Origin of the sequence: Streptomyces sp. PT12, assembly GCF_003311645.1 — a bacterium.
Lineage (GTDB): Bacteria > Actinomycetota > Actinomycetes > Streptomycetales > Streptomycetaceae > Streptomyces.
Window position 1 is genome coordinate 198172 of sequence record NZ_QEST01000080.1, and the last position, 15011, is coordinate 213182.

Annotated in this window: 13 protein-coding genes; 8 read left to right on the forward strand and 5 right to left on the reverse strand. The window is 72.8% G+C overall.

What is annotated here, in order from left to right; translation table 11 throughout:
- Window positions 1-11: 11 nt before the first annotated feature.
- The 4 genes from DEH69_RS08590 to DEH69_RS08605 are packed head-to-tail and all read left to right on the forward strand — an operon-like array spanning window position 12 to window position 3310.
- Window positions 12-341, forward strand: a complete 330-nt coding sequence (locus DEH69_RS08590) for an acyl carrier protein (protein ID WP_113686302.1) — start codon at window positions 12-14, stop codon at window positions 339-341.
- Window positions 342-345: 4 nt separating this feature from the next.
- The gene (locus DEH69_RS08595; protein WP_113686303.1) at window positions 346-1476 is read left to right on the forward strand and encodes an acyl-CoA dehydrogenase family protein; all 1131 of its coding nucleotides are present in this window, start codon (window positions 346-348) and stop codon (window positions 1474-1476) included.
- Window positions 1473-2549, forward strand: coding sequence for an HAD family hydrolase (locus DEH69_RS08600; RefSeq protein WP_113686304.1), 1077 nt, complete (start codon window positions 1473-1475; stop codon window positions 2547-2549). Before DEH69_RS08595 ends, DEH69_RS08600 begins: the two co-directional genes overlap by 4 nt.
- Window positions 2546-3310 (forward strand): thioesterase II family protein, encoded by a 765-nt coding sequence (locus DEH69_RS08605; protein WP_113686305.1) that lies wholly within the window; start codon window positions 2546-2548, stop codon window positions 3308-3310. Before DEH69_RS08600 ends, DEH69_RS08605 begins: the two co-directional genes overlap by 4 nt.
- Before the next feature lie 378 nt (window positions 3311-3688).
- On the opposite strand, the gene DEH69_RS08610 is transcribed toward DEH69_RS08605, so the two are convergent.
- From DEH69_RS08610 to DEH69_RS08630, 5 genes are all read right to left on the reverse strand, one after another.
- Complete coding sequence (locus DEH69_RS08610; RefSeq protein ID WP_113686306.1) at window positions 3689-7114, reverse strand: polyketide synthase; 3426 nt, start codon at window positions 7112-7114, stop codon at window positions 3689-3691.
- A 110-nt stretch (window positions 7115-7224) separates the two neighbouring features.
- Complete coding sequence (locus DEH69_RS08615; RefSeq protein WP_113686307.1) at window positions 7225-8016, reverse strand: ABC transporter permease; 792 nt, start codon at window positions 8014-8016, stop codon at window positions 7225-7227.
- Complete coding sequence (locus tag DEH69_RS08620; RefSeq protein ID WP_113686308.1) at window positions 8006-8839, reverse strand: ABC transporter ATP-binding protein; 834 nt, start codon at window positions 8837-8839, stop codon at window positions 8006-8008. The genes DEH69_RS08615 and DEH69_RS08620 overlap by 11 nt, the downstream gene beginning before the upstream one ends.
- On the reverse strand, window positions 8833-10365 hold the full coding sequence (locus DEH69_RS08625) for an acyl-CoA ligase (AMP-forming), exosortase A system-associated (RefSeq protein ID WP_220131210.1): 1533 nt from the start codon (window positions 10363-10365) through the stop codon (window positions 8833-8835). The genes DEH69_RS08620 and DEH69_RS08625 overlap by 7 nt, the downstream gene beginning before the upstream one ends.
- Before the next feature lie 91 nt (window positions 10366-10456).
- Window positions 10457-10729, reverse strand: a complete 273-nt coding sequence (locus tag DEH69_RS08630; RefSeq protein ID WP_113686310.1) for a phosphopantetheine-binding protein — start codon at window positions 10727-10729, stop codon at window positions 10457-10459.
- Between the two features lie 172 nt (window positions 10730-10901).
- On the opposite strand from DEH69_RS08630, the gene DEH69_RS08635 reads away from it, so the two are divergent.
- From DEH69_RS08635 to DEH69_RS08650, 4 genes are all read left to right on the forward strand, one after another.
- Window positions 10902-12059, forward strand: a complete 1158-nt coding sequence (locus tag DEH69_RS08635) for a hypothetical protein (RefSeq protein ID WP_147255479.1) — start codon at window positions 10902-10904, stop codon at window positions 12057-12059.
- Window positions 12060-12092: 33 nt separating this feature from the next.
- The gene (locus DEH69_RS08640; RefSeq protein ID WP_113686312.1) at window positions 12093-12554 is read left to right on the forward strand and encodes a hypothetical protein; all 462 of its coding nucleotides are present in this window, start codon (window positions 12093-12095) and stop codon (window positions 12552-12554) included.
- On the forward strand, window positions 12536-14773 hold the full coding sequence (locus DEH69_RS08645; RefSeq protein WP_113686313.1) for a hypothetical protein: 2238 nt from the start codon (window positions 12536-12538) through the stop codon (window positions 14771-14773). Before DEH69_RS08640 ends, DEH69_RS08645 begins: the two co-directional genes overlap by 19 nt.
- 11 nt (window positions 14774-14784) lie before the next feature.
- Window positions 14785-15011: hypothetical protein (locus tag DEH69_RS08650; RefSeq protein WP_147255481.1), on the forward strand; the 227-nt coding region annotated here is incomplete at its 3' end.

The following is a 15011-nucleotide window of genomic DNA, read 5'->3' on the forward strand; positions in this document are numbered from 1 at the left end:
GAGAACGCACCATGACCCACACCACCACCACGGACCACACCACGGACCACACCACGGACCACGCCGTGGGCCACGAGACGGACCACGCGACCGGCGCCACGGCCGGGACGATCACCGGCTTCATCACCGGCCGCTTCCCCAACGCCGAGATCGACCCCGCCAGGGACATCTTCTCCCTCGGATACATCAACTCCCTCTTCGCGATGGAGCTGGTGATGTTCATCGAGAAGACCTTCCAACTCACCATCCCCAACGAGGAGCTGAGCATCGACAACTTCCGCACGGTTGAGGCGATGACCGCCCTTGTCGACCGGCTGCGCCCCGCCGTCACGACGGGCTGAGCCGATGACCGACCAGCTGACCGCGCTCGACCGCGCCACCGCCCGACGGTTCGTGGACGAGCACATCGCCCCCTTCGCCGACGCCTGGGACCGGGCGGGCGCCGTTCCCGAGGAAGCGCTCACCCGGATCGGCGACGCGGGCCTGTGGGCGCCGTTCTTCCCTCCCGAACTCGGCGGCTCAGGAACGGACATGGTGACCCTGGGCGCCATCCACGAGGAGGTCGGGCGTGGCTGCTCGTCGGTGCGCAGCCTGCTCACCGTGCACACCATGCTGGCCTGGGCGCTGCGCCGTTGGGGCAGCGAGGCCCAACGTGACCGCTGGGGCCCGGAGTTGGCCGCCGGACGGGTGCTGGGCGCGTTCTGCCTGTCCGAGCCCGGCGCCGGGAGCGACACCTCGGGTATCACCACCACGGCGCGCCTGGACGGCGGCGCCTGGGTCGTCGACGGCGTCAAGAAGTGGATCACGGGCGGCCAACGCGCCGATCTATTCCTGGTGTTCGCCCGCGGCCCGGCCGCCACCGTGGCGCTGCTCGTGCCAAGGGCCACCCCCGGCGTGACCGTGACGCCGATCGACGACATGCTCGGCACCCGCGCCTCGATGCTGGCCGAGGTGTCCTTCAACGGCGTGCGGCTCGGGCCCGACGCGCTGCTCGGCCCCAGCGGCTTCGCCTCGGGCATGGTGCTCACCGGCACGCTCGACCTGGGCCGTTACAGCGTCGCCGCGGGCTCGGTCGGCATCATCCAGGCGTGCCTCGACGCATGCGCCGACTACACCGCGCGGCGCCGGGTCGGCGGGACGCCCCTGGGCGAACTCCCCCTGATCCAGGCGAAGATCAGCGACATGGTCACGGATGTCAGGGCGGCGAGGCTGCTGCTGGCCGAGGCCGGGCGCCTCAAGGACGCGGGCGATGAGGCGACGCTCATGGCCACCTGGGTCGCCAAGTACTTCGCGTCCACCGCCGCGGCGCGCCACGCCTCGGAGGCGGTCCAGATCCACGGCGCCAACGGCTGCGGCACCGGCTACCCGGTGGCGCGCTACTACCGGGACGCGAAGGTGATGGAGATCATCGAGGGCAGCAACGAGATCCAGCGGACGACGATCGCTGGCGAGGCGTATCGGAGGCAGATTCCGTGAACGCGAGTACCGTGAACGCGGCGGTGGCCGCGCCGCCGAAGCCGGCGCGGGGCAGGATCAAGTGCGTGGTGTGGGACCTGGACAACACCCTGTGGGACGGAGTCCTGTTGGAGGACGGCGACGTGCGCGTGCGCCCCGCCGTGGTGGAGCACATCCGCCGCCTCGACGCCCTGGGCGTGCTCCACTCCGTGGCCAGCAAGAACGACCCTGAGGCGGCGATGGCGGCGCTGCGCCGCTTCGGGCTCGACGAGCTGTTCCTCTACCCGCGGATCTCCTGGAACCCCAAGTCGGCCGCGATCCAGCAGATTTCGGCGAAGCTCAACCTCGGCCTCGACGCGTTCGCCTTCGTCGACGACCAGGAGTTCGAGCTGGCCGAGGTCGGGCACGCGCTGCCCCAGGTGACCCGGGTGAACGCGGCGGACATCGACGTGGCCCTGCACCGGCCGGAGTTCCTGCCGCGCTTCGTCACCGACGAGTCCGCGCGGCGCCGCGAGATGTACCGAGGCCAGCTGGCCAGGGACGAGGTGCAGGCCGAATTCGTCGGCACCAGCGAGGAGTTCCTTGCCGGGCTCGGGATGTCGTTCACGATCGCCAGGGCGGGACGCGACGACCTCCAGCGGGCCGAGGAGCTGACCGTCAGGACCAACCAGCTCAACTCCACCGGCCGCACCTACTCCTACGACGAGCTGGACGCGCTGCGCTCCTCCCCCGACCATCTGCTGCTCGTGGCCTCGCTCACCGACCGCTTCGGCTCCTACGGCAAGATCGGCCTGGCCCTGGTGGAGAAGGGCGACCCGGACTGGCGGCTCAACATGATGCTGATGTCCTGCCGCGTCATGTCGCGCGGCGTCGGTACGGTGCTGCTCGGCCATGTGATGGGCCTGGCAAGGGCGGCGGGCGCGGGCCTGGTCGCCGACCTGGTCGAGACGGGCCGCAACCGGATGATGCAGATCACCTACGCGTTCAGCGGGTTCACCGAGGTGGCGAGGGACGGCGCGCGGGTCACCCTCGCCGCCGACCTGGCCGCCGTCCAGCCCCCGCCACCGTATGTGCGGCTCGAGGTGATCCCGTGACCGCGCGGGCGTCGCGCTGGCTCCCGTTCCCCGTGGCGGCGGGAGCCCCGCGGCTCTACTGCCTTCCGCACGCGGGGGGTTCGGCCTCGGCGTTCAGGCCATGGCTGGGGCGGCTCGGCGGGGTGGCGGTGTGCCCCGTCCAGCCGCCCGGCCGGGAAACCCGCCCCGACGACGCGCCGCCCGCGAGCATGGCCGCCCTGTGCGCCGACCTCGCCGACCGCGTCATCGCCGAAACGGCAGGCCCCTACGCGGTGTTCGGGCACAGCCTCGGCGCGCTGACGGGCTTCGAGCTGATCCGCGCGATCAGGGAGCGGGGCGGCCCGCTCCCCGAACACCTCGTCGTCTCGGGCTGCTCGGCGCCGCAGACGCTCACCGGGGACGCCGAGGGGCTGACCGACGAGCAGGTGCTCGGGCTGATGCGAGGGCTCGGCGGCACGCCCGAGTCGTTCCTCGACGACCCGCGCGTGGTGCGGATGATCCTGCCGCGGGTCCGCGCGGACCTGACCGTCAGGAACAGCTTCCGCTACGCGCCCGGCCCCCCGCTCGATGTGCCGATCACCGCGCTGGCGGCGGACGACGACCCGCGCGCGGACGTCGCGTCGGTCGCGGCCTGGCGCGACCAGACGATCCGCAGGTTCCGCCTCCACACCTATCGCGGCGGCCACTTCGCGGTGCTCGAACAGGAGGACCGCACCCTCGCCCACCTGCGCACCGCGCTTGCCCCCTGGCTCCCGGCCCTCACCACGACCGCGCCTGCCTGAGGCGGGCGGGCGATAACGGCCACACGCCCCGGACATGCGGGAGAGCACTCTCCGCTGCGGGGCGTGCGGCCGTTGCAGGGGCGGGGTGGGTGGGCGGGAAGGCTGGCGGCAGGAGGCCGCGGGAGGCCGCGCGGAAAACGGATTCCAGCGGTGGGCCCGAACCGATGTCTTCGACGGGGGCGCGGGGGTGGGGCGGAGTGAGGCGGGAGAGCGCTCTCCCACTCTCGGGGCGGCGGTCAGGACCCGACCGCATGGAGCGCACCCGCGGGGGAGAGCGCTCTCCCCCGCGGGTGCGCCCTGACGGCATGCCCACCCCTTACCGGAGAGCGCTCTCCCAGCCCAGCCCCACCCCACCCCCTCCCCCCGACGGCCGCCGCTTCAGCCGCCCAACTCCTCGATGTGCACAGCCAGTTGGCGCACGGTGGGGTACTCGACGAGGGCGGTCAGGGGCAGCGCGACGGAGAACGCAGCCGCGAGGCGTGTGGCGATGCCCACGGCCGCCGCCGAGCGCCCGCCAAGCTCGAAGAAGTTGTCGTCCACGCCCACCTCCGCCAGGCCGAGGCCAGCGCGCCACAGCTCGGCCACGGCACGCTCGCGGTCCGTTTCCGGCTCGGCCAGCGGGGTGGACAGCGCGGGGCGGGGCCGCGACGCCCGCGCGCCGTTGCCCGGTCGGGGCCGCTGGGACCGCTCGGACCGCTCGGACTGCTCGGACCGTTCGGGCCGATCGCCCCCACCGTCCTCGCGCGGTGGGTCGCCGCCGATCACCACATGGTCCAGGTGGTCCGCGGCGGCCAGCAGGCGGTCGAGCGCGGCGTGGGCCCGTTCGCCCTCGGCCACGATCCACCGGCCCACGCCGCGCAGCCGCGCCACCCTGGCGTGCGCGGCGACGGCGCCGCGCGGGGAAAGGGCGACGCGCGCCCTGGGCGCCCGGTCGCCGAGGGCGGCCTGGAGCGCGTGGAAGCCCTCGACGGTGGCCGGGGAGAGCACCGCCGCGTCCACCCGTTCGTGAAGGGCGACCGCGTCCCCGGGGCGCGCGCGAACCAGACGCGCGCCCGCGTCGGCCAGCCATCCGGCGGCGGCCTCGTCGTCTCCGACGAGCAGCACGGTCAGGCCCGATACGGTTGCGGCATCGGGGAGTTCACACTCCCGGAAAGCGCTCTCCCACACCCCTCCCCCACGCACGGCGAGCGGTCCTGCGCCCTCCGTCAGCGCCGCCGCGAGCGCCTGGTCGATGTCAATCGCCTGGAGGGTGTCGTTCTCCCCGGTGGCGCCGGGGTCGAGGTCCACGTGGACGGCGTTCGGCGCGCCCTCCGCGAGGACGGCGTGTTCCGGCCGCGTGAGGTCAGGTCCGAGCACGCCGAGGGCGCCGCCGGTGAACACCACAGGGCGCGCGTCCGCCAGCACCGGTTCCTCGGAGGCGGCAAGCGCGGCGATCCACGCCGCGGCGTCGTCGGCGCCGCCCGCTTCCGCGGGGTCAAGGGCGAACGCGTGCGCCACGGTCCTCGGCACGGCGATCAGTGAACGGACCAGCAGCGAAGCGTCGTTCGCCCCGGCGACGGTGAAGTCGCCGCTCGTGTGCGCCTCGAACGCGGCGCCACGCCGGACGGCGACCACTTCGGCGCCCGCGGCGATCAGCCGCTCCCGCAGCGCGTCCGCCCGTTCCCCGGTGCCCAGCAGCAGCCAGGGACCGGCCAGTCGGAGTCGCCGGTCCAGGTCGGCGACCGGCAGCGGGCGGCGGCGCCAGGACGGCAGCAGGGCGCCCGGCGCGCGCGGCGCCCCGGTCGCGGCGGGCTCCACCCAGTGGCGGCGGCGTTGGAAGGGATAGGTGGGCAGCGCGACGCGGCGCCCCGTTCCGCCGTGCAGGGCCGCCCAGTCGAGCACGGCCCCCGCCAGCCAGAGGCGGGCGAGCACGGTCAGCAGCCACGCATCCACGCCATCGACGCCGCCACCGCCCTCGACGCCGCCACCGACACCGGCGCCATCGATGCCCACCCCGCCGACCGCCACCACCTCGGTGCTGACCTTCTCGGCGCTGACCTTCTCGGCGCCAAGGCCATCGGCGCCGACGCCATGAACGCCGACGCCGTCGGAGCCGTCGTTCGCGACGCGGACGCCGATCCGTCGCAGCCCGGAGGCCAGGTTCTCGGTGCCGAGCAACCGGCGTATGGCGACGATGAGTTCGGGGCCCTCGCGCCCGGTGATCCGCACCAGGGGGTCGCGTCTGCGGGTCTCGCCCTCGATCCAGCGGTCCGGGTCGGCCAGGGCCGCCACGGCGTCCTCGCGGTCCCGCACGACCACGGCGCGGCGCAGGGCGAAGCGCCCGCGGGAGACCTGGAGGGTGTGGGCGACATCGGCCAGGTCGGCGCCGGGGTGCTCGGCGAGATACGCGCCGAGCCGCCGGGTGGCGGCCGAAAGCGCCTCGGGCCCCGCGGCCGACAGGGTCAGCAGGTGCGGGCCCGGGCGCGGCGCCAACTCGGGGGTGGGCGGCGGCTCTTGGAGCACCACATGGGCGTTGGTGCCGCCCACGCCGAACGAGCTGACCCCGGCCCTGCGCGGCTCGGCGCCCGCGGGCCAGGGGCGGTTCTCGGCGAGGACGACGAGGCGGCCCCCGGCCGCCGCGAGGGCGGGGTTGGGCGCGGTGAACCCCGCCGTCGCGGGCAGCACGCGGTCGCGCAGGCTCAACGCGGCCCGCAGCAGGCCCGTCACACCCGCGGCCCTGTCCAGGTGGCCGATGAGCGGCTTGGCCGATCCGAGCACGCAGGGCTCGTCCCGCGGGGTGTCGAACACCCTTGAGAGCGCGGCCAGTTCGATGGAGTCGCCCAGCGGCGTGCCCACCGCGTGGCACTCGACATAGCCGATGGACTCCGGCTTGACCCCGGCGACCGCCTGCGCCGTCTCCACCACGGCGGCCTGCCCCGCGGCACCGGGGGCGGCGTAACCGGCGCGCTCCCGGCCGTCGTTGTTGACGGCGGAGCCCAGGATGACCGCGTGCACAACGTCGCCGTCGGCCACCGCGTCGGCCAGCCGCTTGAGCGCGACCAGCGCGGCGCCCGAGCCCATGACGGTGCCGTTCGCGGAGGCGTCCAGGCTGGCGACGCGCCCGTCGGGCGAGAGGATGCCGCCCTCCTCGTGGCGGTAGCCCGCCGTCTGCGGCAGCGGCAGGTGCGCCCCACCGGCCAGAGCCATGTCGCACTCGTAGGTGAGCAGGCTCTGGCAGGCCAGGTGAACGGCGACCAACGAGGTCGAGCAGTACGTCTGCACGGTGAGGCTCGGGCCGCGCAGGCCGAGCTTCCATGAGATGAACGACGTCAGCGAGTCGCGTTCGACCCCTGCGGCCAACAGCCTTCCGCCGTCCGGTTGTTGGGCCAGGTCCGGCACATGGCGGGTGAGATAGTCGGGGAAGGCGCACCCGGCGAAGACGCCGACCGGGACGCCGGGGTCAGTCGGCGGGTATCCGGCGCTCTCCAACGCCTCCCAGGCGCACTCGAGTAGCAGCCTGTGGTGGGGCTCCATCGTCTCGGCCTCGCGGTCGGTGAGCCCGAACGCGGCCGCGTCGAAGTCCTCGATCCCCGCCACCGGGCCGCCCACCCGCACATGGCCGGGGCCCGACTGAACGCCAGCGGCGGCGAGTTCGGCGTCGGTGAGCGGGCGAAGCCCGGATGCCCCGGCGAGCAGGTTGCGCCACAGCTCGCCGACGCCGTCGGCGCCGGGGAAGCGCCCCGCCATGCCGACGACGGCCACGGCCGCGTCGTTCTCGACCTCGGTCCCCGCACCCGGAGCGTTCTCGTGTCTTGACTCGGTCACTGATCCCGTCCCTGCGTCGGTCACGGCCCTCACACCACCCGCGGCTTCCACACCACCCGCGGCTTCCACGCCGCTCACGGCGCTCACGGCGCTCACACCACCCACACCACTCACACCAGGTGGCTGCGGCCCCACCCGTGGGCGAGGCGGTAGGTGGCGAACGCGCCGGTGACCAGCACGATCGCCAGGCAGACCAGGGCCGGGCGGAACGTCTCGGCGACGTCGCCCTCCACCGCGGCGCGCAGCATCGACAGGCCCCAGTAGCCGGGCGAGAACGGCGCGATGTCCTGGGCCCAGCCGGGCATCAGATCCACGGGCAGGAACGTTCCGCCGACCGTGCTGACCACGATCGCGCCGACATCGCACGCGACGATCAGGTCGCCCCTGCTGCGGACCAGCGTGGCGAGCGCCGCGCCCATGGCGAGCAGCGTGACGCCCCAGATCGACATGGCGGCGAGCAGCAGCGGCAGCGAGACGGGCAGGGGCATGCCGATCACGGCCACGCCGTAGACGAACAGCACCGCCTGCTGGAACAGCAGCACCACAAACACCGGAACGCCCTTGCCGACCAGCAGCTCCCAGCGCGCGGCGCGGCTGGCCCGCAGCCGGTCCCAGGTGCGCCACTCGCGTTCGACGAAGATCGCGTTGCCGACGATGGCCATGGCGAAGACGGAGAACATCACCAGCTGCCCGGTGACCGCGTGCACGGTGCCGGTGTCCAGCGCCTCCTCATAGAGCGGCTGGAGCATCAGCATGAACACCATGGGCGTCACCAGGTAGCTGATGAGCTGGGAGGGGTCGCGCAGGCGCAGTAGCAGGTTGTAGGTGACCAGGGCGCGGGTGCGGTGGATGGCCTCGCCCAACCGCGTTGCGGTGGGGGCGAGTTGGGCTTCAGTGGACATGGTCGGCCGCCAGGGAGTGGTAGAGGTCATCGAGGGTGGGGTGGCGCAGCTCGACCGACTCGACCGGTCGCCGCACGCTGCCGAGGATCTCGAGCAGGGTGCCCGTGGGGTCCTGCGACGAGACGTGGACCTCGCCGTCAGCGGCCGTCACCCGCACCTCGCCGGGGAGCCCTTCGAGGAGCTCAGCGCTGGTGCCTCGGGCGATCACCCGGCCCTTGGCGGCCACGGCGATGGTGGCGTCGAGGTCCATCAGCTCGGCCAGGTAGTGGGTGGTGTAGACGACGGCGGTGCCCTCGCCCGCGCGTTGCTTGACGACGTCGAGGAGCGCCTGGCGGGTCTCGGGGTCGGCGCCCGCGGTGGGCTCGTCGAGCAGCAGGAGCGAGGGGCGGTGGATGAGGGCGGTGGCCGCCTGGGTGCGGCGCTGCTGGCCGCCGGAGAGCAGCCCGGCCCTGCGGTCGATGAAGGAGGTGAGCTGGAGGGCGACGGCGAGCTCGTCGATCGCCTCGCGCAGCGCCGCGCCGCGTATTCCGGCGATCCCGCCATAGAGTGCGAGGTGTTCACGGACGGTCAACGGGCGGTAGAGCGCGATGTGTTGGGGCGAGATGCCGATCTCGCCGCGGGTGTCGGCCGGGGGGCGCCCGCCGACGAGGACGGTTCCGCTGTCGGGTTGGAGCAGCCCGGAGACCATCTCGACCAACGTCGTCTTGCCCGCGCCGTTGTGGCCGACCAGGCCGACGATCTCGCCAGCGGCGACGTCCAGGGTGAATCCGTCGAGCGCCCGCACCTCGTCGTAGCGCTTGGTGAGTTCGTTGACCTCTAGCACGCCGGCTCCTGGGAGGTTCGTCGGACGGTCCTGCGGAGTTCGACGCGGTCGAACTTGCCGTTGACCGAGCGGGGCAGCGCCGTCAGCGCCTCGAAGCGGCGCGGCAGCATGTAGGCGGGCAGCTCGTGGGCGAGCGCGCGGGAGAGTTGGGGGACGGTCAGGCCAGGGTGGCGTGGCGTGAAGGCCAACACGACTTCCTGGCCGAGCCGTTCGTCGGGAACGCCGAGCGCCACCGCCTCGGCGACGAGCCCGGTGGCGTAGGCGGCCTCCTCGACCTCGGTGGGGCTGACCCGGTAGCCGGAGGTCTTGATCATGTCGTCGTCGCGGCCGACGAAGTAGAGGTAGCCGTCCTGGTCGCGGTAGGCGGTGTCGCCCGACCAGACGGCGAGTTCGGGGCGGCCCGTGGGCGGGGCCCCCGGCACGGGCCTGAACCGTTCGGCGGTGCGCTCCGGGTCACCCCAGTACCCGAGGGCGACCAGGGCGCCGCGGTGCACCAACTCCCCGTGCTCGCCCGGCTCGCAGGGCGTGCCGTCGGAACGCACCAGCAGTATCTCGGCGTTGGGGATCGCCTTGCCGATGGAGTCGGGGCGGCGGTCGACCTGCGCCGGGTCGAGATAGGTGGAGCGGAACGCCTCGGTGAGGCCGTACATGAGGAACGGCTCGGCGTTCGGGAACGTTCGCCGCAGCGCCGCGAGGGTGGCGCGGGGCATGCGGCCGCCGGTGTTGGCGAAGTAGCGCAGCGCGGAGGTCGCCTCGTCGGGCCAGTCCTGTTCGGCCAGCCGCAGCCACAGCGGGGGGACGCAGGTGAGCGCGGTGACGCGGTGGCGGGCGCAGAGGCGGACAATGTCGCGGGGGCCGAGGTAGTTGACGAGCACGAGGTGTGCCCCGGCGATGAGCGACGTGGTGAGCTGGCTGAAGCCCGCGTCGAAGCTGAGGGGCAGCGCGGCGAGGATCACGTCGTCGGGGGTGTGGCGCAGATAGCCCGCGACGCTCTCGGCGCCCGCGAGGAGGTTGCGGTGGGAGAGCACGACGCCCTTGGGGCCTCCGGTGCTGCCCGAGGTGTAGAGGATGGCGGCGGGGTCCTGGTCGATGACGTCGGCGTCGCCGGGGTCGGGCTCGGCGCTGGCGAGCCGGTGCCAGGCGTCGGTGCCGATGGCCACCACGTGTGCGACGGGGGCGCGTTCGGGCAGCGCGGCGGTGACGGCGCCCCGCCGCTCGGCCGTGGTGATCAGCACGCGGGGCGCGCAGTTCTCGATGACGCCGCGCAACTGCCGTTCCTTGTAAAGGGGGTTGATCGGCACGAAGACCGCTCCCGCGGCCGATGCGGCGAGCAGGGCCACAACCGTCTCGATCCGCTTCTCCGCGTGGACGGCGACGCGGTCGCCGCGCGCCACGCCGAGGGCGCGCAGCCCGCCAGCGACGCGGGCGACGCGTTCGGCCAGCTCGGCGTAGCCGACGGTCTCGTCCCTGAACGTGAGCGCGGGGCTCTCGGGGGCGCCGTGCGCGAGGAGTTGGTCGACGCGCACGGGTGCCGACCGGCGAACGGGTGCGGACCGACGCGCCGGAGCGGAGCGGCGCGCGGGAACGGACCGGCGCGCGGGCGCCGTTGGCGTCGGCTCACGCATCGGCGAACCTCTCGGCCGGGACGAGCCCGCCGACCGCCGCCCACAGGGAGCCGACCGTCTCGAAGGTCTCCTCGGTGATCAGCTCGTCGGGGAGATCGACGCCGTATGTCTCCTCAAGGTCGGTCAGCAGCTGGACCACGCCCATCGAGTCGAGGCCCAGCGCGGCGAGGTCGTCCGTGGGGGCGATGCCCTCGTCGGTCGCGTACGGGAGATGGGTCACCAGGGTCTTTCTGAACGTGTGCGGTATGTCCATCGTCGTCACCATGTTCTCCGTCGGACGGCGGGGTCACCCGCCACTGCGCCGACACAACCACCCGGCGTCCTCACCGCGCTCTCGCCCCGCTATCGCCGGAGTGGTGGCGGACGGGTAGTGGCGTGATGAGCGGCTCTGCGACGGTGATCCGGCTGAGCCCTCTCACACAGGCTTCGGAGGAGACATGGCTACGGTTGCCCTGCCGCGGATCGGGTTGGCCCCTGACGTGGACGAACCGGTCGGCGCGCGCCTTGACGACCACGCGGCGGCGCTCTACCACTACGCGGTCGGCCGTGGGGAGTTGGGCGCGCTCGAACTCGCGTCGGCGGAGCTGGGGTTGCCCGTCGCCACGCTGCTCGCGGCGGCCACCCGGCTGGTCGAGCTGCGGCTGCTCGGCAGCGAGGCGTCGGCCGAGGGGCGTCTGGTGCCCGCGTCCCCCTCGGTGGCGACGGCCCTGCTGGTGTCGCCGGTCGAACGCGCCATGTACCGGCGGCGGGAGCTGGCCGACCGGCTGCGCGACCGCATCGGCGCGGTCGCGGGTGGCGCGGTCGCGGGCGGCGCCGTTCCGGGAGGCGCCGTTCCGGGAGGCGGCGGGGCGGGAGGCAGCGTGGCGGGCGGCGTGGCGGGCGGCGTGGCGGGCGGCGTGGCGGGCGGCGTGGCGGGCGGCGAGATCGACGCGTTGGACGGCGGCGCCGAAATCCGCGGCCTGTTCAAGCTGGCCGCCGAGACCTGCCGGGACGAGCTGGTGGTGCTGCGGCCCGGGCACCGGCAGGAGGACGCGCTCGACGAGCTGCTCAGCCCGTGCTTCGACGTGCTGGAGCGGCAGGTCGCGGTCCGCGTGGTGTGCCCGCACCGCAGCAGGACGGGATTCGCGGCCCGCGCCAGGGCGACGCGGCTCGCCCGGGGCGGCGCGGGCATCAGGACACTGAGCCAAGTGCCGCAGGCCGCCGTGGTGTTCGACCGTTCGCTGGCCGTGCTGATCGACCTGCCGGAACACGGCGGGGAGCCCACCGCGCGGCGGGTGCGCGACGCTGAGGTGGTGCGTTTCATGGTGGAGCTGTTCGGCCAACTCTGGGAGAGCGCCACGCCGTTCACCGTGGGCGGCCCCGGCTACGCGGACGCGGCCGACGACCTCAAGCAGTCGCTGGCGCGGCTCATGGCCGAGGGCCTGACCGACGAGGTGGTCGCGCGCCGCCTCGGCATGTCGGTTCGCACCTGCCGCCGCCATATCGCGGGCCTGCTGCGGGACTTGGACGCGGTGAGCAGATTCCAGGCGGGCGCCCGCGCGGCCACCCGCTTCCCCCTGACGGGCACCCGGGAGGACCGCGCGGAGAACGGGTGATGCTCTAGGATGCCCCCCCGGGGGAGGATCCGCATGACCTTCGACGAGGAGTGGGCCCGTTTACAGGCGGCGGCCCAGGACGAGCTGAACGCGACACACCCGAACAGCGAGGGCGGAGCGGGGGACGGCGCGGACTACGCGGTCTCCGAGGGGGAGTTGAGGCCGGTCCACGAGGTCGCGGCCGGACTGGCCGACGAGCTCGACCGCAACGGCTACCTGGCGCACAATCCCACCCATGTGGCGGGTATCTTCCTGCGCACGCCGGGACTTGAGACGGGCTACGCGCTCATCGAGGTCGCCGATCGCTGGCAGTCCCAGGCCGACGCCCTGCGTTCGGCGTGCGGGCGCATCGCGGGCCATGTCGACGAGACCGTAAGGACCCACGGCGCCACCGAACAGGAGACGCTCGCCGACCTCGGATCCGCCTCGGCTCCTGCCTCCAACCCGGCCATCGACGCGCTGGACGGAGGCCCGTCATGGCACGAGGCTCGCTGACGTTCGATGAGCTTCTCCACCTGCCCCTGGGCCAGTTGGAGGAGGCCGTCGGGGAGTGGGACCTCCAGGTCCAGCACCTCGACGAGATGAGGGAGAACGCCGAGGCCATGGTGCGGCGCACCCGCCAGGCGAACTGGGCGGGCGAGAACGCCGAGGTCACCACCCAGTTCGTCACGGAGCAGGGGGAGCAGTTCGAGGCCGCACGCAAACAGGCCGCCTCGCTGCGGGAGTTGGTCCGCGACGGGCACCAGCGGCTCAGGATGTCCAAGGACCGGCTCACGACGCTGGTCGAGACGGACGCACCGGCGCTCGGCGTCCACATCAGCGCCTCGGGCGAGGTCACGAGCGACCTCACTGGGCTCGATCCCGAGACCCGAAGGACGCGCCAGGACGCGGTGATCGAGGTGTCGGAGCGGATCACCGAGATCCTGCGGACCGTCGCGGAAGACGACGCGGAGATCTCCCGGGCCCTGCGCATGGCGATGGGCACCGACCCCGACCGTTTCACCCCCGTCGACTACACGTCGATCCAGCAGGCCACCCTCGCGCACGAAGACGCCCGTCGGGCCCTGGAGTTGATGGAGCGGGGCGGGGAGCTGAGCGCGGACGAGATGAACGACCTCGCCCTCCTCCTCGAACTCCACCAGGACGACCCGGCCTTCGCGGAACTCATCGCCACAGAGCTGGGCCCTCGCGGCGTGCTGGAGTACTGGGCGGACCTGACCACCTACGCCCCAGGCGGCGACGGCGACGCGTGGACGGCCTCGGCGGGCGCCCTGCAAACGAGCCTCGGCGCGGTCCTCGGCACGGCGACCCGGTCGGACTCGGCGGCGATGGAACGCTGGGAACGCGAGCTCATCGACCTCGCCGACGACCCGATCGGCGACGGCGCCTACCCGCTGGGCTTCCACGTCACCAGCGCGCTGATGCACGGCGGCACTTGGGAGGACTCCTTCCTCCTCGACTACGGGGAAGCGCTCTTCGCCCACGAGCAGGACTCCGGCGCCGCGCCCGCCTCGCTGTGGGACATCAACGGCGGACCCGCCGTGAGCTTCGTCGGCGACGACCCGGGCCGCGACCCGATGGTGGGTTTCCTCAGCAGCCTGTCCCACGCACCCGCGGCGGCCACCGAGTTCTTCGCCCCACCGGGGGACTTCGACCCGACGGCGGACGACACGGAGATCAACGAACGCCTCCGGTACCTCGCGCTCGACCGCGACTGGTGGACGGACCACGGCGAAGACCGCGCGGCCCCGTCCCAGCTCGGCGCCGCCCTGCTGGCGGCCACCACGGGAACCTCGTCGGCGGGCTTCTCCGTCGGCGACCTCGAGGACATGGAGAGCGCTCTCCAGCTCGATATGCGCAGCGCGGATTCGGCGGCCGTGATGGAGCAGGTCGTCCACCTCTACGGCACCGCGGCCCCCGACCTGATCCACGACCAGCCGGAGATGGCCGAGAGCCTGGGCCTGATGGCATCGATGTACATGGACGACATCGGCTACTGGGTGACCACGAATTCGGACGAGCAAAGAAACGACGTCGCCGACATCTACGAGACCTCGTACGGAGGGCACCTCAGGAACGGACACTTCGGCGCGATCGACTTCCTGATCGCCCTCGGCGAGTCGCAGACCGCACACGCGGTGGTCAACGAGGGAATCTTCGCGCACACCGTGGGGAACCTGGGTGCCCATCCGCCGGTTGACGACGAGAGCTTCGGCGCTGGCTCGGAGTTGTTGCACACCGGGATCAAGATGCGGGGAATCGTGGACGAGGCGCGAATCCTCTACGTGGAGCAGGAGTACGCGGCGGACCAGACCGCGCAGCAGCAGGAGTTGGCGCAGAGCGCCGGGTGGCTGAAAGCGGCCAGCGGCGGGCTACTCGGCGTCGCGGCGGGTGGGGCGGCCGTCTTGCTCACCGGAGGCGCGGCCCCCGTCGTTGTGCCGATCGTGGCAGGCGGCGCAAGCCCTCTCGCCGCCGAGTTCATCAACCAGAACATCGACGCACTCATCGGCGGTCCCGATGTCGATAGGCAGATGGACCCAAGAGAGTTCCGTGAGACGGCGTATACCGAGATCGCGGAAGTGGAGGACCAGTACTGGTCCCAGATCGGAGAGGGCGTGGACGGAAGCCTGACAGGAATCAGAGCCGATCTGATGGACGGCGCCTACGGCCTGGGCGGCCAGCTCGTGCGGGATTTGGCCTCGGATGGGGAGTGAATGGAGTCGCAGTGCTGAGTCGCCACTCGAGACGGAAGCCCACCCTGCTCTCGTTCATCGGCGCGTTGCTCGTCAGCGTGCCCGGCTGCACGACGGGCGGCGACGGCGGGGAGAAGAGCGACGACGGGTTCGTATACGACATGACAGCCGACGAGGTATGCCAGGGCACCCTCGCCGGAAGCGCGGACAGCCTCGAAGCACGAGCGCGCGGCGAAGAGTTCGGAGAGATCGACATGGC